Annotated in this window: 19 protein-coding genes; 11 read left to right on the top strand and 8 right to left on the bottom strand. The window is 66.0% G+C overall.

Annotated elements, in window-relative coordinates; all coding sequences use genetic code 11:
- Nucleotides 1-24: 24 nt before the first annotated feature.
- On the bottom strand, nucleotides 25-1,383 hold the full coding sequence (locus tag ACFWPK_RS15910) for a TerD family protein (RefSeq protein ID WP_378916071.1): 1,359 nt from the start codon (nucleotides 1,381-1,383) through the stop codon (nucleotides 25-27).
- 204 nt (nucleotides 1,384-1,587) lie between these two features.
- Between ACFWPK_RS15910 and ACFWPK_RS15905 the strand changes: the two genes are divergently transcribed.
- The 3 genes from ACFWPK_RS15905 to ACFWPK_RS15895 are packed head-to-tail and all read left to right on the top strand — an operon-like array spanning nucleotide 1,588 to nucleotide 3,691.
- Nucleotides 1,588-2,211 (top strand): AIM24 family protein, encoded by a 624-nt coding sequence (locus tag ACFWPK_RS15905; protein ID WP_378916068.1) that lies wholly within the window; start codon nucleotides 1,588-1,590, stop codon nucleotides 2,209-2,211.
- 9 nt (nucleotides 2,212-2,220) lie between these two features.
- Complete coding sequence (locus ACFWPK_RS15900) at nucleotides 2,221-2,922, top strand: AIM24 family protein (protein ID WP_378916065.1); 702 nt, start codon at nucleotides 2,221-2,223, stop codon at nucleotides 2,920-2,922.
- A gap of 4 nt (nucleotides 2,923-2,926) precedes the next feature.
- Entirely contained in the window at nucleotides 2,927-3,691 is a 765-nt protein-coding gene (locus ACFWPK_RS15895) for an AIM24 family protein (protein ID WP_378916062.1), read from the top strand.
- A gap of 45 nt (nucleotides 3,692-3,736) precedes the next feature.
- On the opposite strand, the gene ACFWPK_RS15890 is transcribed toward ACFWPK_RS15895, so the two are convergent.
- The 4 genes from ACFWPK_RS15890 to ACFWPK_RS15875 are packed head-to-tail and all read right to left on the bottom strand — an operon-like array spanning nucleotide 3,737 to nucleotide 9,435.
- Nucleotides 3,737-4,534, bottom strand: coding sequence for an HAD family hydrolase (locus ACFWPK_RS15890; RefSeq protein ID WP_378916275.1), 798 nt, complete (start codon nucleotides 4,532-4,534; stop codon nucleotides 3,737-3,739).
- A gap of 38 nt (nucleotides 4,535-4,572) precedes the next feature.
- Nucleotides 4,573-7,074, bottom strand: coding sequence for a phosphoribosyltransferase (locus ACFWPK_RS15885; protein ID WP_378916059.1), 2,502 nt, complete (start codon nucleotides 7,072-7,074; stop codon nucleotides 4,573-4,575).
- Complete coding sequence (locus ACFWPK_RS15880; RefSeq protein WP_378916056.1) at nucleotides 7,071-8,282, bottom strand: HpcH/HpaI aldolase/citrate lyase family protein; 1,212 nt, start codon at nucleotides 8,280-8,282, stop codon at nucleotides 7,071-7,073. The genes ACFWPK_RS15885 and ACFWPK_RS15880 overlap by 4 nt, the downstream gene beginning before the upstream one ends.
- 34 nt (nucleotides 8,283-8,316) lie before the next feature.
- On the bottom strand, nucleotides 8,317-9,435 hold the full coding sequence (locus ACFWPK_RS15875; RefSeq protein WP_378916053.1) for a hypothetical protein: 1,119 nt from the start codon (nucleotides 9,433-9,435) through the stop codon (nucleotides 8,317-8,319).
- Between the two features lie 288 nt (nucleotides 9,436-9,723).
- Between ACFWPK_RS15875 and ACFWPK_RS15870 the strand changes: the two genes are divergently transcribed.
- Both ACFWPK_RS15870 and ACFWPK_RS15865 read left to right on the top strand, forming a co-directional pair.
- Nucleotides 9,724-10,299, top strand: a complete 576-nt coding sequence (locus ACFWPK_RS15870; protein ID WP_266294605.1) for a TerD family protein — start codon at nucleotides 9,724-9,726, stop codon at nucleotides 10,297-10,299.
- A 69-nt stretch (nucleotides 10,300-10,368) separates the two neighbouring features.
- Nucleotides 10,369-11,478, top strand: a complete 1,110-nt coding sequence (locus ACFWPK_RS15865) for a DUF475 domain-containing protein (protein WP_378916050.1) — start codon at nucleotides 10,369-10,371, stop codon at nucleotides 11,476-11,478.
- Between the two features lie 60 nt (nucleotides 11,479-11,538).
- Here ACFWPK_RS15865 and ACFWPK_RS15860 read toward each other — a convergent pair whose 3' ends face one another.
- The gene (locus tag ACFWPK_RS15860; protein ID WP_378916047.1) at nucleotides 11,539-12,915 is read right to left on the bottom strand and encodes a hypothetical protein; all 1,377 of its coding nucleotides are present in this window, start codon (nucleotides 12,913-12,915) and stop codon (nucleotides 11,539-11,541) included.
- 169 nt (nucleotides 12,916-13,084) lie between these two features.
- On the opposite strand from ACFWPK_RS15860, the gene rpsF reads away from it, so the two are divergent.
- The 6 genes from rpsF (at nucleotide 13,085) to ACFWPK_RS15830 (ending at nucleotide 18,521) form a co-directional block, all read left to right on the top strand.
- Nucleotides 13,085-13,372 carry a 30S ribosomal protein S6 gene (gene rpsF, locus ACFWPK_RS15855; protein ID WP_056823926.1) on the top strand — a complete coding sequence of 96 codons (288 nt, stop codon included), beginning with the start codon at nucleotides 13,085-13,087 and terminating at the stop codon, nucleotides 13,370-13,372.
- Nucleotides 13,373-13,460: 88 nt separating this feature from the next.
- Nucleotides 13,461-14,033: a single-stranded DNA-binding protein gene (locus ACFWPK_RS15850; RefSeq protein WP_378904447.1), complete on the top strand. Its 573-nt coding sequence runs from the start codon at nucleotides 13,461-13,463 to the stop codon at nucleotides 14,031-14,033.
- 33 nt (nucleotides 14,034-14,066) lie between these two features.
- Entirely contained in the window at nucleotides 14,067-14,318 is a 252-nt protein-coding gene (gene rpsR / locus ACFWPK_RS15845) for a 30S ribosomal protein S18 (protein ID WP_056823934.1), read from the top strand.
- A 17-nt stretch (nucleotides 14,319-14,335) separates the two neighbouring features.
- Complete coding sequence (rplI, locus tag ACFWPK_RS15840; protein ID WP_378916044.1) at nucleotides 14,336-14,788, top strand: 50S ribosomal protein L9; 453 nt, start codon at nucleotides 14,336-14,338, stop codon at nucleotides 14,786-14,788.
- Between the two features lie 668 nt (nucleotides 14,789-15,456).
- On the top strand, nucleotides 15,457-17,193 hold the full coding sequence (dnaB, locus tag ACFWPK_RS15835) for a replicative DNA helicase (protein ID WP_378916272.1): 1,737 nt from the start codon (nucleotides 15,457-15,459) through the stop codon (nucleotides 17,191-17,193).
- 227 nt (nucleotides 17,194-17,420) lie between these two features.
- Nucleotides 17,421-18,521 carry a hypothetical protein gene (locus tag ACFWPK_RS15830; RefSeq protein ID WP_378916041.1) on the top strand — a complete coding sequence of 367 codons (1,101 nt, stop codon included), beginning with the start codon at nucleotides 17,421-17,423 and terminating at the stop codon, nucleotides 18,519-18,521.
- A 19-nt stretch (nucleotides 18,522-18,540) separates the two neighbouring features.
- On the opposite strand, the gene ACFWPK_RS15825 is transcribed toward ACFWPK_RS15830, so the two are convergent.
- Entirely contained in the window at nucleotides 18,541-18,906 is a 366-nt protein-coding gene (locus ACFWPK_RS15825) for a hypothetical protein (protein ID WP_378916038.1), read from the bottom strand.
- Between the two features lie 8 nt (nucleotides 18,907-18,914).
- The gene (locus ACFWPK_RS15820) at nucleotides 18,915-19,631 is read right to left on the bottom strand and encodes a hypothetical protein (protein ID WP_378916036.1); all 717 of its coding nucleotides are present in this window, start codon (nucleotides 19,629-19,631) and stop codon (nucleotides 18,915-18,917) included.
- Between the last annotated feature and the right edge of the window lie 140 nt (nucleotides 19,632-19,771).

Here is a 19,771-nt window from a genome sequence, read left to right as displayed (position 1 = left end):
TGTCTGCCCTGCTCTGTCGCGGTTTTAGTTGCCGCCGAGGAATCGGCCCAGTTGGGGCACCGCTTCGCCGGGGTGCTTGGCGTTGAAGCCCTCGCCGAGCGCCTGCATCTTCCAGTCGCCGCCGACGCGATACACCTTCGCCATCGCCATCGCGGTGAACGGCATGCCGCCCGCGAGGGTGTAGCGCGCCAGCTCGGCGTTGGTGGTGCCGTCGATCAGGCGGCTGAACGCGTTCTGCACCTGCTCGAAGGAGTGCCCCTTGTAGGAGGTGACGATGAACAGCAGTGTGCTGATGTGCGCCGGGATCCTGGTCAGGTCGACGAGGATCATCTCGTCGTCGCCCTCGCCCTCGCCGGTGAGGTTGTCACCCTGGTGGCGCACCGAACCGTCCTTCGACGACAGCTGGCCGTAATAGGCCACGTCGACGAGGTTCTGGTCGGCGAACAGGCAGACCGAGGCGTCGAGGTCGATGTCGACGGTGCGGTTGCCGAACATCCCGCGCGTGCGCACCGGGTCCCAGCCGAGGCCCATCTTCACGAAGGTCAGCGCGGCGCCGCCCTCCTTGCGCAGCGTCACCCGCTGGCCCTTTTGCAGGCTGACCGGGCGATCCTTGCTCAAACTGATCTCGGCGGGCGGCTGCTGCGGCGCCGGTGGCGCACCCTGCGCGGGCGGCGGGAAGCCCTGTCCGGGCGGCGGCGGGTAGCCACCACCGGGCGGCTGCTGGGCCGGGCCGGGCGGGGGCGGATAGCCACCACCGGGCGGGGCGTAGGTGGGCGCGGGCTGCTGCGGGTAGCTGGGCGCGGATTGCGCCGGGTACGCGGGCGGGGCCTGCTGCGGCGGGGGCGGCGGCGCCTGCTGCGGGGCGGCCTGCGCGGGCGAATCGTCGACCTGCACACCGTGATCGGTGACCAGTGCCGCGAAACCACCGGCGTAGCCCTGGCCGACAGCGCGCACCTTCCAGCTGCCCTGACGGCGGTACAGCTCGAGCGCGATCACGATCGACTCGGCGTCGAGACCATCGATCTGGTAGCTGAACAGCTGGTTGCCCGATGCGTCGGAGACGATGGCGGTGGGCGGGGCGAAGCGGCCGAAATTGCTGTTCGCGTCGTCGAGGGTGATCACCGCGCGGATCTGATCGATGTCGGCGGGTACCGCGGGCAGCGAAACAGCAAGCGAGGCAGGCTGACCCGCCGGCCCGGGGCGCAGATCGACACCCGGTCCACTCGGCTGGTTGTAGAAGACGAAATCAGCGTCGGTGCGGACCTTGCCCTGCTCGGTCACGAGGAGAGCGGACAGGTCGGCCGGTGCGGTGACCTGGAGCGAGATCACCACGTCACTGACGGCCACCGGGCCGTTCTGGCCCTTGGCGAGTGTTGCAGACAAGTTCGACCCTTCGCTTGTCGTTGTGGGGTGTCGACGAGACTCGCCTGCCACTCTACGAGAAACCGGGCGCACGCGTCCGGGCGTTGTGCCGCGGGCACACATTGTCCGGCGTCGCGGGCGGAGTTTCGCCTGATCGGTTAGGGTGACGACGCAGTCGGACGGCGGCGGTTCGCCGCCTATTCAGAGGGGACAGCGGAGCCTGTCATGGCGCAATTGTTCGAACAGTCGAAGAAGGTGATCGAGGCGCAGCTCGCGGGGACGAGCATCCGCGCGATCGCAGGCTCGATGGTGGCCTACGAAGGCAATGTGCAGTTCAAATCGGCCGGGTTCGGCGGCGGCGAGGGCGTGCTCAACGGCCTCAAGCGCCGCGCCACCGGCGAGAAACTGTCACTGATGGAGTGCAACGGCAACGGGCGCGTGTTCTTGGCGGTGAACGGCCAGAACGTCACCGTGGTGAACCTGAACAACGAGACACTGCAGGTGGAGTCGCAGCAGCTGCTGGCCTTCGCGGGCAATCTGCGCACCGATGTGCGGTTCGCCGGGGTCGGCGGGATGTCGGCGGGCAGCGGGCTGTTCACCACCACGGTCAGCGGTCAGGGGCAGGTGGCGCTGCTGTCGGCCGGTGGGCCGCTGATTCACCTCGAGGTGACGCCGCAGTATCCGCTGATCGTGGATCCCGACGCGTTCGTCGCTTCGCGCGGAAATCTCAACCAGTCGTTCGTCACCGATGTCTCCTGGCGGACGATGGTCGGCCAGGACGCGGGCGAGGCATTCTCGCTGCGGTTCGACGGCCAGGGTGTCGTGCTGATCCAGCCGGCGGAACGGTAGGGGCAGGCGATGTTCGAGAAGGTCAACAGCAAGGTCGTGAAGGTAAACGTCGGGCAGGCGGGCGGCGTCGTCGCCCGCTCCGGCGCGATGCTGTTCTACACGGGTCAGGTGGCGTTCGCGCCGCATCAGATTCCCGGTGCCGGTCAGGGCATGGGCGGCGGTGGTTTGATGCGGATGGCCGGGCAGATGATGGCCGGTGAGCACGAGCGAACCATGCTGGCGCAGGGCAACGGCGAAGTCCATTACGGATTCGCCGGGCTCGAAGTGCACGTGGTGCAGATGCAGCCGGGCGCGGTGATGCGAGCCGAGGCTTCGCGACTGCTCGCGCAGTCGGCCGGATTGCAGGCTTCCGTGGTGTCGGTGGCCAGTTCGGGTGGCGGCGGCGGTGGGGGCGGCGGTCTGATGGGCGCGCTGCGCGGTGCCGCCGCGGGTGTCGCGACCGGCACGGGCATGTTCACCACTCAGCTGAGTGGACAGGGTTCGGCGGTACTGCTCGCGCACGGTGGATTCCTGGAACTCCAGGTGGGCGGACCGAATCCGGTCGTTGTCGACCCGCAGGCGTTCGTCGCCGCGTACGGCAATGTGCAGACCGAACTGAAATCCGCGATGAGCTGGCGCGACGCGGTGGGCCGCGGCGCGGGCGAGGCGATGCAATTGCATTGCCACGGACAGGGTGTGGTGTACGTGCAGGCCTCCGAAGAGAAGTTGTGAACCGATGAGCGAAATCCTCTCGCCGATGAATCTCGGTGCCAGCGACAACATTCCGGGTAACAGCTACGCCTACTGCATCGACCTGACCGGGCCGTGGTTCATGCGCAAGGGCGCGATGATCGCCTACTACGGCCAGATCGAGTTCCAGATGCTCACGCACGGGCTGCAGGGCGGCCTGATGCACATGGTGAGCAGCCAGTTCTCGGCGCCGCTGTTCGCGGGCGACTACGTGGTGGCGCAGGGCCACGGCAAGCTGATCATCGGCGACCGCGGTTACGACATCAATTCCTATGACCTCGAAGAAGGCAACCTCACCATCCGTGGTGCGAATCTGCTGGCCTTCGAGCCGGGACTGGCGCTCAAGCAGTCGATCGTGCCCGGGTTCCTCACGCTGATCGGCACCGGTAAGTTCCTCGCGTCGTCCAACGGGCCGGTGATGTTCGCCGAGCCGCCCCTGCGCGTCGACCCCGAATCCCTTGTCGGCTGGGCCGATTGCCCTTCGCCCAGTCACCACTACGACCAGGGCTGGATCGGCAGCTTCCTCGCGGCGGGCGCGGCCAGGATGGGCGCCAACTCCGGCGAGGAGCGTCAGTTCGACTTCACCGGCGCGGGCACTGTGCTGATTCAGTCGACCGAGAAGATCATGAGCGACAACGCGCTGGTCCGCACCATCGAGGGCCAGCTCCAGAGCGGAGTCACGGTCGGTGGTCTACAGCGCATTCAAGGTGTGATCGCTCAGCAGCTGGCTGGTCAGCCGCAGCAGTACTGAACGCGTCGAACCCGGGTGCCGTTGCGGCACCCGGGTTTTCGCCGGCTAACCGACCGGCACAGTGACGCGCTGCTGCGCGGTATGGAACCAATCGAGGATTTCCTCGCCTGCGAGGATTCCCGTTGCCGTGGTGATCGTGAGGTTGGGCGCGGTGAAGTTCAGTTCTTCCAGTTCGCCGTGGCGCGGGCGGATCGCGGCATCGGCCGCCTTCAGCATTTCGGCGTCCAGTGCGCCGTCACCCGCGGTGAACAGGGTTGCCCCGGTGGTCAAGTCGCCGGATTCGGTCAGCCTTCGGCGAACCTCGGCAACGGCGAGACTCTTGCAGACGGCGTCGGGCATGGTGTAGATCTTGCGGCCCTGCTGGGACGCCGACCAGCCGTTGGCGCGGCACCAGGTATCCCATTCGGCGAGGAAACCGGCGGGGACCTCGTCGGGGAGGACAACCAGGTAGCAGAACAGCTCGTCGGCCTCGCGGTACTTGGTGACCCAGGAATCGTCTGTGCGCGAACGTAATTCGGCACCGACATCGGCAAGAGTGGCGCCGGACGCGTTGACCTGGTCGTCGATGGCGACGCGCCACGCGGGGTCGGGAATGCCGTCGACGAGGATGTTGCCACCGTTGCTGGTGATGGCGTAGCGCCAAGGCGCACCAGGGAGGGTGATGCGCTGGAACTGTTCGATCGTGCGGGTGGTCGTGGGAATCACCGGGGCGATGTCGGCGAGTTCGCGCAGGGCGGCGACGGCGGTGGTGGTCATGTAGGAGAGGGGTTCGCCCTCGTAGTACTCGACACACTCCTTCGCAACGGCCTCGGCACCACCGAAGCCGTTGCGGGAGAAGATCATCGTGCGATCCAGATCGGTCGCGAAGAGGGACTCGGCGGTCACCGGGATAGCTCCTTGATCAGGCCCATACAGGAGTAGGCCAGGTCGGGGACCACTTCCACCGGGACATTGCGCGCCGCGGCGAGCAGGCGGATGTGGGCGTGCTCCGGTGCGTCTGCCTCGCGGACCAGCACCCGCCACGGTACCCGGCGCAACAGCACGCGAGTGGTCTCGCCGACGCCGGGCTTCACGTAATTGACTGTGCTGATGTCGTATTCGGCGCGGACCTTCTCTACCGACGCCCACCCGGACCAGTCCGGGGTGCGGTCGGAATCGCGGATCGCGGCGACGGCGGCCGGGACCTTGTCGCCGATCGCGTCGAAAGCCGCTGTGACGGTGTCGATCAGCTGGTTCGAGACATCGGAGTCGATCAGGTCTCGGTAGAACTTGGCACCGTGGAACTCGCCGGGCCCGATCAAGGTGTCGTTGAGGACCGTTCGTGAAACCAGCCCTGACACTGTCGAATTCAGACAGGCGGAGGCGATGAGGAAGTCGTCGCGGGTGCCGTAGGTCCGCACGCAGTTGGCGGGATCGGCGAGGACGACGAGCTCGTCGTTGAACCGGGCGCCACCCGCGGCGTGATACGCGTCGAGAGCGGCGGTGAGTTCATGGGTGATCGCACCCTTGCCGGTCCAGCCGTCGACGAAGACGATCGAGGACGGATCGTGGTGGCGGGCGAGGTAGTCCAGGGCCACCGCGTCGATGCCGCGGTCGCGCACGATCGACACGGCGTAGTGCGGGACGGCCAGCGCGGGGCGGCCGATACCGCCGGCCAGCCAACGGCGCATCAGCACGCCGACGGGGGTGCCCGCCCGCGCCAGCGAGACCAGCACGACGTTCTCGCCGCGTTCGGCGATCACGAGTTCGGCCACGGTCGCCACTGCCAGCGCCAACCGCTCGGCGCTGTCGGCCAGCACCCGATCGAAGAGCTCGCGGTACTCGGCATCGGGCTGGAACTCCACCGGCAGCGATTCCGCGTAGTGGGCATGACCGGCCTGGATACGCCGTTCGCGTTCGGCGACGTCGGCTTCGAGATCGGCGTCGGAGAGATCCTTGAGCAGCCACGAAACATCCTCGGGCGCATAGGAACCGAACTCGGGGCCCTGTAGGGCCACGGGGAGATCAGCGGTCGATTCGGTTCGGACCGCCGGATCCGCACTCGCGGAAGCGGTGTGAGACGCCGACACAGACGCCTTCGCGGCGACCGGCTCAGCGGTGCGGCCCGCATGCAGCGCGCGGGGATCCGCGCCCGGGAGCACCGCGATCAGGACATCGGCGCCCGATGCGGTGAGGACGTCGACCAGGCCGCCGGGGGCGACGAGTTCGGGGGTGTCGGCGGGGGGATCGATGACGACCAGCAGGACGGGGTCTGCGTCGGGCCACTGCGCGTTGTACAGGTAGCGCTGGGCAGTGGGGTCCGGTTCCGGGGCGGTGAAGCGAAAGCCGCGGCGCAGCGGGTAGCCGGGATCGTCGAGGACGTATGCCGGTGAGCGGGTGGTGGTTTGGAAGCGGGCGGGGGTGCCCGCGTCGGCCAGGTCGGCGGCCAGGCGCAGGGGCAGGTACATGAGTTCTTCGTGGCCGATGACGATGACCGGGCGCCCGGCGAACTCGGCGTCGAGGCGGGTGTTCACCTCGTCGGCGATGGATTTCAACGCGACGTCGAAGGCAGCGGAATCCGAGCGCAGGATTCCGTGCCTGCCACCCTCGGGAACGTCCGCGGGCCAGCTCAATGGGATGCGGCCGTACGAACCCGGTCGGTCTGCCACCGGATTCAGCTGCGGATCGGGCAGGGCGGTCACCGTGTCGATCAGCCCGGATGGCAGCTCGGTGCTACCGGACGCCAGGCAGACCGTGTCGATGCGCGCACCGAGTTCGGTTGCGGCAGCTTCGAATTTGGTGCGATCGGCAGGCGTACGCATATCCACCAGCGAGGCGAGCACGTAGTGCGCGCGGGGCGCGAAGGCGTGCAGCGCGCGGACCGCGTCGATGGCGGTGTCGCCGGTGGAGATCTCGTCGTCGACCAGCACCAGCGGGAGATCGTTGGCGAAGATCGCGGCGGGCGCGGGCTGGAGCAGGTGCGAGGTGGCGTGCGAATGGCCCTCTTCGAAGCCGGTGAGCGTGGTGGCGCGCGACTCGTGCCTGCGGGTGGAGTGCAAGTAGCAACCCGCATCGATCCGCGCGGCGACACAGTGGCCCAAACCGGTGGCGGTCTCGGCGAATCCGAGCACCACAGCTTCACGATCACCGAGTACCTCGCGCACGAGATCACCCAGCCGGTTGCCCGCGCCGATCACCACGCGCGGGTCGGTCGGCAGGTGCTTACCCAGCACGGTGGACACCAACAGGTGCGCCCGGCGTGGATTGCGGCGCAGGCCGGGCTGCACCAGCTCAGCGATCGACAGGTCGGCCGCCGGTGCGTCGAGCGACGCGGCGAACGATTCACCGTGATGCAGGCGAATGCCCAGATGAGCCGTGGCCCATGGAGTTTCGACGCCGTTCATTCGGCGATCATCGCTGTCAGCAAGTCCACGAAAGACACTCCCTTGTTCGCGACCCCGAACGCACGGGCCCGAACCAGCGTCTGGCGGGCCCAACTGCGGTGCGGGCGCATCTCGTTCATCTTGTTGCGGTATTCCGAGGCCGCGACGCCACCGACATCGGCCTCCATGATGTCGAGCGCGTCGGCGTACTCCTCGTGGGTCACCACCGACAGCGCGTGTACCACCGCCACATGCGAGGGGTGGATCACCGTTTTGCCCTGGATGCCGTTGGCGCGGTCGAGGGTGATCTCGCGCAGCAGGCCGTCGAGGTCGCGGCTCACCAGGTACTGGCGGAACTTCACCGCGTCGGATTCCTCGAAGGGCGCGCTGCGCAGCTGCGGCCGGAACATCCGCTCGTGATCGGCGAAGTACTCCCACACCGGTCCGGTGATGATGAAGCCGGTGCCGTCGACGCGCCCGAGGTAGTTGACGATGTCGGCGATCACGTCGGCGACCACCCGCACGTCGTAGATCGTGAGGTCGCGGTCGCGGCGGATACCGAAGGTCGAGCACATGTCGGTGGCGCCGATCCGCACAGCCAGCAGCTGCTCACGGTGCCCGGCGAGCAGTTCGGCGATGCGTGAGAGCTGCTCGTCGCGGGTCTGGCGGTGCACCAGGTTCGCCGATTCGAGCACCGGCATCGCGTAGACGGGACGGCCGAGCTCGCGGTTGGCGTCGTCGAGGGCGGCCAGGTAGGCGGGCCCGCTGACAGCGTCGAACTTGGGGAAGACGAATCCGGTGAGCACGTCGGCGCCCGGCCCGAGCGCGGCGACCAGCTCGCCGACCGAGGCCGCGTCGCGGACCCGGATGAACAGCATCGGATTGGCGGCCTCGCTGCGTGCGAGCAGATCCAGGGTGTCCACGGCGTGCTGTTTGGCGGCCTCGACCTGGTGATCGGCGACGGCGTCCTCGAGGTCGATCACCATCGAGCACACCCCGCGCTCGGCCCGCCTGCGGATCGTCGCGGCGAGATCGGGGCGGGTCGCGGGTACATACAGCGTGGCGCCGAGCGCGGTCGCCAATAACTCCCGGTCTTCGTGGCCTTGTATCGGCTCCGGTTCCACCAGGAACAACTCCCGGCTGCGGGGACCCTGCAACTGCTGGAAATGGCGCAGCGGCACCTGCTTACGCAAGCAAACTTCCGGTGCGATGGCGTAGCCCGCGGTCATTCCCCCCACCTCATCTGTCGACCCATTGTCATTTCTACTTTTCGGAAGCTTGTTTTCTGATGCGCTCGACCACACCGGCGATGAACTCTGCGACGGTACCCAGCTCGGTGACATACGCCCAATAGTCTGGATGACGACCCGTCAGTCCGGCAGTGACGCGGTCGAGGCGTTCTGCTTGTGCATCGAGAACCGAGCCCCACTCGGCGACCAGTCCTCGGTCGACCGCGAGCATCTGCGCGTCCCGCAGCCGGAATCGTACGGTGCGAGCCTGAGCTCCGGGGTCGGTACGTACCTCACGCAACAATTCGAGGCGCCGGGTGACGGCGTCGACCAACTGCTCGGCCTCGGCGAGGTACTCGCGTGCGGTGGCGGTCAAATCAAGGGCGGTCTCCGGATCACGATCGGCTGCCGCGACGCGCGCGCCGACCAGCGCTTCGTCGGCGGCGTCCATGCCACGACGGCTTTCCCGCTCATTGTTGGTCAAGTCCGCCGAACTCGCAGCACTGAACTCACGAAGCAGCGCGGAGTAGGCCGGGCCGAGCGCGCCCGCGCGATTGCGGACCGCGGCCAGCCTGGTGGTCACCGAGGCGATCCCGTTCGCGGCAGCCGAGGCACGAGAAGGCGCCTGCGCCAATGCATTCGACAATTCCGCGGTCGCCTGTTGCACCTGTGCCGCTGCCTCGCGCGCGCCCGCGACAGCCGTGCCGGGATCGGTCGAAGAGGCTGTGATCAGAGCCTCATTCAGCCTCCTTACACCAGTGGAGATCGAGGGGTATTTCGTGAATCCGGACGACTCCGCCGCGGCCAGTACCTGCTCGGCCTCGGCACGCACATGCGTGAGCAGTTGCGGCACCGACGCCCGCACGGTCGCGGCTTCGGCGAGGCCGTTGCGGTGCGCGTTGTAGAAATCGTCGACCCCGCGTGCGGCGTCGTTCAGCTGCCCGACCAACGCGTCGGCTCTGGCCCGGCCGTCCGCGATCGGGGTGCCCGCGGCCTCGGCGGCGTCGAGCTCATCGGTGTAGCTCAGGTACGCGCCCGCCGCGGCGTAGCACCGCGCGCGCACCGGCTCCCAGATCGCGCCCATCCGGCGCTCGGGGAAGACCTGCTCACTGGCCACCACGCCCGCCTCCGCCGCCGTTTGCCTGCGATCCATATCCAGAAAGGCGGCCGAGGTAGCGGCCCGAGCCCCGCTGATCCACTCATGATCCGCCCCCGATCTGAACCATCCGCGTCTGCGAGGTGTCACCGGCACATCCCCTTTCCGAACCGCGCATGCGGACCACGTCGCTCACTGCCGTCGATGGTAGGAGATTCCCCCCGTTAACCTGGGCTGCAGACGGTTCCTACGCAAGATCCGCGAAACCTATTACTGTCGTAGCGGTACCCGGCGATTCGGACATGCTGGGAAACGACACACCGGACTAACCGAAGGGATTCCCGCATGGGTGTCAGTCTGTCCAAGGGCGGCAACGTTTCGCTGACCAAAGAGGCTCCGAACTTGACCGCTGTGTCGGTCGGCCTCGGCTGGGACGTGCGCACCACCACCGGCACCGACTTCGACCTCGACGCCAGCGCCATCGCGACCGGCGCCGACAAGAAGGTCGTCTCCGACAAGCACTTCGTGTTCTTCAACAACCTGAAGTCTCCCGAAGGTGCCATCGAGCACAAGGGCGACAACACCACGGGTGAAGGCGAAGGCGACGACGAGGTCATCGACGTCAACCTCGCCAACACCCCGCCGACCATCGAGAGCATCTTCTTCCCGGTATCGATCTACGATGCCGAGACCCGCTCGCAGTCGTTCGGTCAGGTGCGCAACGCCTACATTCGCGTGGTCGACAAGGCAAACGGCACCGAGCTCGCCCGCTACGACCTGTCCGAGGACGCCTCGACCGAGACCGCTATGGTCTTCGGCGAGCTGTACCGCAACGGTGCCGAATGGAAGTTCCGCGCTGTTGGACAGGGTTACGCCTCCGGCCTGTCCGGTATCGCCCGCGACTACGGCGTCAACGTCTAGTCATCATCGCGAACAGGGGGCTCGACACATCGGGCCCCCTGTTTGTGCGAAACAGAAAGGTCCCTCCGCGTGATAACGCGCATCTTCGGCCTGTCCATCGCCATCACGGTGGTCTCGCTGGTCGTGGCCTACCTCTACGGTGGCTTGACCGCTCTCGCACTGTGCGCCATCCTCGGCATTCTCGAGGTGTCGCTGTCGTTCGACAACGCCGTCATCAACGCCACCGTCCTGGAACGGATGAGCGAATTCTGGCAGAAGATCTTCCTGACCATCGGCGTGCTGATCGCCGTGTTCGGTATGCGTCTGGTGTTCCCGCTGGCCATCGTGTGGGTCACCGCCGGACTGAACCCGATCGAGGCCTTCGATCTGGCCCTCAACCCGCCGCCGAACGACGCGGCCACCTTCCCTGACGGCAGCCCGAGCTACGAGACCCTGCTCACCGACGCGCACCCGCAGATCGCGGCGTTCGGTGGCATGTTCCTCGCGCTGCTGTTCCTGAACTTCATCTTCGAAGAGCGCGACATCACCTGGCTCAGCTGGCTCGAGAAGCCGCTGGCCAAGGCAGGCAAGCTCGACATGCTGTCGGTGGTCGTCTCCGGTACCGGCCTGGTGCTGGTCGCCGAATTCCTGGCCAAGGACGAGGACCGCTCGACCGTGCTGGCCGCCGGCCTGCTCGGCATGATCGTCTACATCCTGGTCGACGGACTCGGTTCGATGTTCCACACCGAGGAGTTCGAAGAAGGCCCGAAGGGCGGCCCGTCCACGCTGGTCAAGGCGACCGGTAAGGCCGCGTTCTTCCTGTTCCTCTACCTGGAAGTGCTCGATGCGTCGTTCTCCTTCGACGGTGTCATCGGCGCGTTCGCCATCACCTCCGACCCGATCATCATCGCGCTCGGCCTCGGCCTGATCGGTGCGATGTTCGTCCGGTCGATCACGGTGTACCTGGTTCGCCAGGGCACGCTGTCGGACTACGTGTACCTCGAGCACGGCGCCCACTGGGCGATCGGTGCGCTGGCGGCGATCCTGCTCGTCTCGATCGGCGTGCACGTCAACGAGCTCATCACGGGCCTGATCGGCGTGGCGTTCATCGGCGCGGCGCTCGTCTCCAGCGTCCTGCGCAACCGCAAGGCCGAGCCCGACGCTGTGGAGGACGCCAAGGAATCCACTCCGGTCAGCTGATCAACGGCCGAAGATCCACAACGGCGGCGAGTCCCTTCGGGGATTCGCCGCCGTTGTCGTCTACGCGGGTTGCAGTTGGCGGCCCGGCGCGGTGCTCGGTTCGATGCGCGGGCCGCGCGCCCTCGCCCGCAGGAAGAGGAAGAACAGGGTGATCAACAGGGCGGTGCGCAACCACACGCCGAACTGGACGATCCCTTCCATCAGCTCGACGCCCTCGCCCTCACCCAGCGCGGCGAAGTACCGGAACACCCCCACGCCCACCGCCGCGTCGGCCACCAGATAGGCCGCGACCAGCGACCACGGCACCTCCAGCAACACCAGGAACGGAATTATCCACAGGGTGTACTGCGGTGAATGCACCTTGTGGAAAAGCATGAAGGCGGCCAGCATCGCCGCGCTCACGCCCACCCACGGGTACGCCGAACTCGGGGTCCAGCGCCGCCAGCCCAGCCACATCGCCAGCGCGAACCCACCGAAGATCAAGGCGGGCGAGGCGATCGCGACAGCGTCGTGCCAGGTCTGCGTCGTTTCCGCCGACCGGCCGAAGAGGAGCTGGTGGCCCCAGTACCAGATCGAGTTGGTGGTGATGTCGGCCTGGCGCAGCTGCTGGAACGTGATCGAGGCGCGCCAGCCCTCCACCCCGGCCAGCACGAACGGCAGGTTCACCGCCACGACCGTGACCATCGCGGCCAGCAGGGTCTGCGCGGCACCCGCCACGTCGAGCTCGCCGATCCGGCGCCGACCGCGCGGGGCGCCCTCGGTGAGCACGAACACCGCGAGCGGGAGCACGAAGATTCCGGGATAGAGCTTGAGACAGAAACCCAGCGCGAGCAGCACCGCGGCGATGATTCCGCGGGTGCGCACGGACAAGCCGGTGAGCATCGTCATCACGTAGACCGCCGCCACCGCCGTGCACACCACCGGCAGTTCCCAGTTGTGGAAGGCGTAGAACACCAGCGGCGGGCCGATCGCCCACAGCAGCGCCGCCGGGCCTGCGAGCCGGGCCAGCATCCAGGCCGTGAGCAGGGCGAACGGCGCGAGCAACAGCGCCGAGTGCCACAGGAAGTCGGCGTCGTTGTCCACCCCGATGGCGCCCGCCCACATCAGCACGCCGCTGAGTACCGGGTATTCCACCGCGCCGCCGGTCAGCGCCCCGTCGTCGGTGATCGCGCCGTCGATGTACGGGAAGACGTGATTGTCGATATCGCGGCCCAGCCACAGGAATTGGATATCGGAATAGCAGACATCCGAATCCTTGCGCTCCTCGAATACCAGACTGCGACCGGATTCATCGATCGCGCCGCCCGCGCACCTGGCCTTGTTGGCATAGGCCAGCGCGAGAGTGAGTGCACACAGCAGCATCACCAGGATGCTGAAGGCCGCGGCCCACGTCGCGCCGCGGTGTGCTGCGCGCTGTCGCGGGCCGACTGTGGTCATGCGACCACATTATGCGGCGGCGCGCCGATCACCCGTGCACACCCGCGCCGGGCATCGATTTCGCTGGTCACTACCCGCTCATGTAGCCTTGGCGGGTTGCTGACGCAACGAACCCTCCTGCCATGGAGAGTCCATGGCCGTTTCCTAGTCCACAGGAGGTGATTGGTCCGTGCGTCAATATGAAGTAATGGTCATCCTCGACCCGAGCCTGGACGAGCGCATCGTCGGGCAGTCCCTGGATACCCTGCTCACGGTCGTCAAGACCGAGGGCGGCAACGTCGACAAGGTCGACATCTGGGGCCGCCGCCGGCTCGCCTACGAAATCGCCAAGCAGGCCGAAGGCATTTACGCGATCGTCAACCTGACCGCGACCCCGGCCACCGTGAGCGAACTCGACCGCCAGCTGGGCCTGAACGAGACGGTGCTGCGCACCAAGGTTCTGCGCAACGACAAGTAGTCCGCACCCTCGAATTTGTCGGAGCCTGGCTTTAGGCTCGAGCGCAAATCCCCGAGATGCGGACTGCACCCCGAGCAGGAGGAACCCCATGGCAGGCGACACGGTCATTACCGTCATCGGAAACTTGACGGCAGACCCGGAGCTTCGTTTCACGCCCGCAGGCGCAGCGGTGGCAAATTTCACCGTCGCGTCGACTCCCCGTGTGTTCGATCGCAATTCGAACGAATGGAAAGATGGCGAGGCTCTGTTCCTGCGCTGCAACATCTGGCGTGAAGCAGCGGAGAACGTCGCCGAAAGTCTGACCCGAGGCGCTCGCGTCATCGTGAGTGGTCGGCTCAAGCAGCGCTCCTACGAAACCCGCGAGGGTGAGAAGCGCACTGTGGTCGAGCTCGAGGTCGACGAAGTCGGTCCCTCGCTGCGTTACGCGACTGCGAAGGTCTCCAAGGCCGGTCGCGGTGGCGGAGGCGGCGGTGGCGGCTTCAGTGGTGGTTCCGGCAATGCCGGTGGTGGATCTAGCGCAGGCGGCTACAACGCCAACAATGGCGGCGGACGTCCGGCCGGTGGCAGCAATGCCGGTGGCGAAGACGATCCGTGGGGTAGCGCGCCCGCGGCCGGCTCCTTCGGGGGCGGCGGCCGCATGGATGACGAACCGCCGTTCTGATCGAACGGCACTCATAGTACGGAGAGAAAAACCATGCCTAAAGCGCCCGCGCGCGAAAAGGTACTGAAGAAGAAGGCCTGTGCTTTCTGCAAGGAAGCAAAGTCCGGAATCGTCAATATCGATTACAAGGACACCACGCTGCTGCGTAAGTACGTTAGCGATCGCGGCAAGATCCGCGCTCGCCGCGTCACCGGCAACTGCGTGCAGCACCAGCGTGACATCGCTGTCGCCGTCAAGAACTCGCGTGAGGTGGCTCTGCTTCCTTACGTGTCGACCGCTCGCTGAGAAAGGGAGTCACACAGATGAAGCTCATCCTCACCGCTGATGTCGACAACCTCGGCGCCCCCGGCGACCTTGTCGAGGTCAAGGACGGCTACGGCCGTAACTTCCTGCTGCCCCGCGGTCTGGCCATCCCGGCCACCCGTGGCGCCCAGAAGCAGGTCGACGGAATCCGTCGCGCCCAGGACGCCCGCAAGGTGCGCGACCTGGATCACGCCAACGAGCTGAAGCAGGCCATCGAGGGCCTCGCCGCGGTTTCGCTGGCCGTGAAGACCGCCGACAGCGGCAAGCTGTTCGGTTCGGTCACCACCACCGACGTGGCTTCGGCCATCAAGGCCGCCGGCGGCCCCGTGGTCGACAAGCGCAGCATCGAGCTGCCGAAGTCGCACATCAAGGCGACCGGTAAGCACGGCATCGTGGTGCACCTGCACCCCGACGTGTCGGCGAAGTTCAACCTCGAGGTTGCTGCGAACTGAGTTCGCCGGAAACCACCCCTGTGCGCGCACAGGGGTGGTTTCTGCTTGCCTTTTTCAAGCCGATTTCGCGATAACTGATCGGTAGCCCATCTCGCGGTCGGCGGAGGTCGTGTTGCGCGGCTCACGGTCGGTAACTTGTTGACCTCCGGTTATTCACCCTGTGGATGACCGAGGAACACGACCGGCAGATTTGTGACTCCCGTCATATCCTGCACCATCGCTGTTTACCCAACACGCCCGGCTGTTCACCTTTACCGACACGCCGGAACTTCTTTCATCCACAGGGCCGAAGTTGGACAAACCAGGGCCTAGCAGGGCGTTTTTCCGTACTGACCTGGGTTTTCCCCATGTTTTCCACAGGCGCTGCACAACAACGGGTGAACTACCCCCAAGTTATCCACAGTTGTGTGCACATGTCGGGTTGGCGAGTCCCGAAAACGTCGCCTAGGTTCGTCGCATTGCCCTGCGGGCGGGCCCGGGAATCGCGCAGGCAACCGATTGCTGACATCGGTGTCGGTGTCCGGGAGTACAACGAGTACATCGATGTGTAACCCCCGGTTCTGCGGGCAGAGAGGACTCCCCTGGTGACAACCACCGGTGACCGCGCGCAAACCGAGTTCACGCCTGAACCCCCCGGCGAGGACTTCGGCCGTCAGCCTCCGCACGACATGGCCGCTGAGCAGTCCGTCCTCGGCGGCATGCTGCTGAGCAAGGACGCCATCGCCGACGTGATCGAGGTGCTGCGCCCCGGCGACTTCTACCGCCCCGCGCACCAGGCCGTCTACGACACCATCCTCGACCTCTACAGCCGTGGCGAACCCGCCGACCCCGTCACCGTCTCGGCCGGTCTCGACCGCCGCGGCGAACTCAAGCGCATCGGCGGCCCGCCCTACCTGGTCACCCTCACCCAGACCGTCCCCACCGCGGCCAACGCCGGCTTCTACGCCGAGATCGTGGCCGAGAAGGCCATCCTGCGCCGCCTCGTCGAAGCGGGCACCCGCATCGTGCAGTTCGGCTACGCGGGCGCCGACGGCCAGGACGTCGCCGAAGTGGTCGACCGCGCGCAGGCCGAAATCTACGAAGTCACCGAACGCCGCACCACCGAGGACTTCACCCCGCTGGAGGAACTCCTCCAGCCCACCATGGACGAAATCGACTCCATCGCCTCCCGCGGCGGCATCTCCCTCGGCGTCCCCACCGGCTTCACCGAACTCGACGAACTCACCAACGGTCTGCACCCGGGTCAGATGATCATCGTGGCGGCCCGGCCCGGTGTCGGTAAGGCGCTGGCGCTCGACACCCCGCTGCCGAAGCCCGGTGGCTGGACCACGATGGGTGAGGTTCGCGTCGGTGACGAGCTGCTCGGGGCCGATGGCAGGCCCACCAGGGTGCTCGCGGCCACCGAGGAGATGGCCGACCGGCCTTGCTACGAGGTCGAATTCTCCGACGGCACAGTGATCGTCGCCGACGAAGAACATCAGTGGACCACGCTCGCCCCCACCCTTGCACCGCATCCGGTGGTCCGGACAACCGGCGATATCGCGCACACCCTGCGCACACCGAGGGACAATTTCGCCCACATGGTGCCTCGATCCCCGCGTTCGGCGGCCCGTCAGATCGTCGATGTCCGCAAGGTCGACCCGGTACTCGTCCGCTGCGTCGAGGTCGACAACACCGATCACATGTACCTGGCCGGGCGCACCATGGTGCCCACGCACAACTCCACGCTCGGCATGGACTTCATGCGCAGTTGCTCGATCAAGCACGGCATGGCCAGCGTCATCTTCTCGCTCGAGATGAGCCGCACCGAGATCGTCATGCGTCTGCTCTCGGCCGAGGCGAAGATCAAGCTGGGCGACATGCGCTCGGGCCGCATGAGCGATGACGACTGGACCAAACTGGCTCGCCGCATGAGTGAGATCAGCGAAGCGCCGCTGTTCGTCGATGATTCGCCGAACCTGACCATGATGGAGATTCGGGCCAAGGCTCGACGCCTCAAGCAGCGCCACGACCTGAAACTCGTTGTGGTGGACTACCTCCAGCTGATGAGCTCGGGCAAGAAGGTCGAGTCCCGGCAGCAGGAAGTCTCGGAATTCTCACGCCACCTCAAGCTGCTCGCCAAGGAGCTAGAGGTTCCGGTGATCGCGATCTCGCAGCTGAACCGTGGTCCGGAACAGCGAACCGACAAGCGGCCCATGGTCTCCGACCTTCGCGAGTCGGGCTCGCTCGAGCAGGACGCCGACATGGTCATCCTGCTGCATCGCCCGGATGCCATCGAACGCGACGACCCGCGCGGCGGCGAGGCCGACCTCATCGTCGGCAAACACCGTAACGGCCCCACCGCGACCATCACCGTTGCCCACCAGCTGCACCTGAGCCGCTTCGTGGACATGGCCCGCGGCTGATCACCCTGGTGCTACGCGGGCGGCGCAGCCGCAGGCTCTCCTAAGGCCGTGCTGGTAGATGTAGTGTGGTGTTGGATCACAATGTGGCCGAGTTGGATTCGTTGGTTGCCAGGATTGGTTGCCGGTTCACCCGGCCCGAGCCTCGGTGACCCGGCTGCGGTCGTCCCGGGTCAGCATGTGCGCAGCGTTTGTCTCGGGGGGATGGAATGGTCGACTTCACTGTTGATGTGTCGAAGCTGTCCGGCTTCACACTGGATCTCCAGAACATCGGCGCCAATTTCACCGAGAACGCGGGCCGATTGCTACCGGGTCTAGCGCTACCAGCCGGAACATCCGGACAGCTGGCACAGCTGTCGCTGCCGATCCAGAAGCTGCAAACCACACTGTCCGGCGACCATCAGAAGGACACGAGCGCCCTCGGCACGCTAGGTTCCGGACTGGGGACCGCGGCCACCGCGTACAAGAATTCCGATGAGCAGCACGCTGTCTCGATCAACCAGGCCGGGGCGACCGTGACCGACGGGCAGGGTGTCGCGGCGACAAGCCCGGCCGGGGACGTCCGCCGATTCACCGGCCTGCAGGAGCCCAGCCTGCAGAACGTGGAGGAAGCCCAGTACACGGTCCGCCAGGTCGTCACCGGCTGCGTCGAGCTGCTCACCTCCTACGACGAGCCGCTCGGCCGGACCATCGGCATCAAGCCCGTCGCCGACTACCTGGCGCCGGTGGAGGCGGACTGGGAGGCGCTGCGGGGAGTGGGTAAGCGGATCGGCCTGCTCGGCATCAACGACTTCGCCCACTCGCAGAACCTGTCCGCGGGCACCGGGTGGATCCAGGCCGACTGGACCGGTGCAGCCGCGACCGCGTTCGGAGCTACCGCGACCACCCTCGGACAGTCGTTCGACACCCGCAGCATCGATCTCGATGCGGTCGCCAAGATCGTCGAGAACGGCGCGTTACTGCTCGAACGGCTCGTCTACAACCAGGCCGCGGACCTGGCGAGCTCCCTCACGAAGCGCATGACTTTCGCCAATTTCATGCTCCCCCTAGCCAGTTGGGCGCAGCTGATCGACCAGCCGATGGACGAGTCGACCAAATCTCAGATCACCTCCGCCGTCGACGCGCTGAAGAAGTCGGCCGCGACTCGCCAGGACGCGATAACGACCACGATCCAGCGGATCTCCGGCGCCCTGGGCTACGAGTCCGGCCGCACCGCCCCGGTCTACAAGGCGAGTGAATTCGAACTCCCCGAGAAGGTGATCGTCGACCTGGGCGCCATTCGGTACGGATACGGCGACAACGTGTGGTTCGAACACGCCGTCTCCGTCTGACCCGGCTACGCCGGACAGGTCAGTCGGGCGCGAATCCGTTGACCTCGAATGAAATCACGACAGCGGCGACCGCGGCAGCGCCGAGGACGAACGTCACCGTGGACGCCAGTGCGAAAACCCGGATGCGCCGCCACCAGGACAATGCCAATCCGGCGGGAATCGCGACGAGTACCGGAACCATCCACGTTATCCAATACCACGGCGAGATCGGTTCCGTGTCGCCTCGGTATTTCTTGGGAGTCGCCGTGAGCTCGGGGACGTCGAAGACGTTCTGCAGCAGCGCGACCAAGGGGAAATAGGCGATCACCGCCAGTATGCCGCCGGTGATGACTCCGAAGGTCGCTGGGACCAGTACATCATCCGTCCTGCTGTTCTTGTCAGTCATATCCCCACCTATTTCGAACCCGACCAGGAATGCACCGCACCGGAACCGTATACCAGGAACGACTTGGCAAGGCCGAGTTCCTCGCTCTGCGCCATGGTATTCACGGCGGCCTGGGCCATGTTGCCGTAGTCGGCGTCGGTATGGAAATTGTAGATATCGCAGATGTGGGACTGCTGCCTCAGTTCGATCTGATGTGATCCTGCCGCACCTGGATGGGCGACCACCACGGTGGTCGAGGCAAGGCTGTACCGGCCGAGCGATTGGACATGATCGTTCGAGATTCCGGCGACGATGACCCAGTCGGTGGACAGGATGACCTTGACGGGATTCTGGGTCTTGTCCACTTCGGTGATCGCCCGGCTTATCGCGGCCTCCTTGTTGTCGGAGATTGCCACGGGGCAGGTTGAAATCGCGGAATTGTTGTACGCGTGGCGGTCTTCGCTGATCCAACTTTCGATCGTCGATTCCTCCAGCACGTAGTCATCGCCGGTCACGCGATAATAGTGATCGAACAATTTTTTGGCGACGGGGCGATCTCTCGAGCTGAAGTAGATCCCCACAGCCGCCGCTTGAGTGGCATTGGCTTGAATCAAATCACCGGTGAAATCGCGAATTGTCTTGAATTTGCTCAAGTCGACTACTGGAAAATTTGGATGGATAGAAGTGTCGTAACTCTTGATCGGCGGCGCCTGTCCATTCTCGCCACCTTGAATTTCCTCGTGCATCACATTCTCCAACTCGCAGGTCTTCGATATTCCTGCGCGGTCCGACGCTGGTCGGGCCACTCGGACTCTACTTCGCCGGGGGTTCGATGGCCAATTGCGGTGGCACCGAATCGGTTGCGGTGCAGTGCATCCGGGTTATC

Origin of the sequence: Nocardia sp. NPDC058519 (assembly GCF_042719755.1) — a bacterium.
Lineage (GTDB): Bacteria > Actinomycetota > Actinomycetes > Mycobacteriales > Mycobacteriaceae > Nocardia.
The sequence above is the reverse complement of the archived record's forward strand: the minus strand, read 5'-3'. Positions and strand labels throughout refer to the sequence as shown.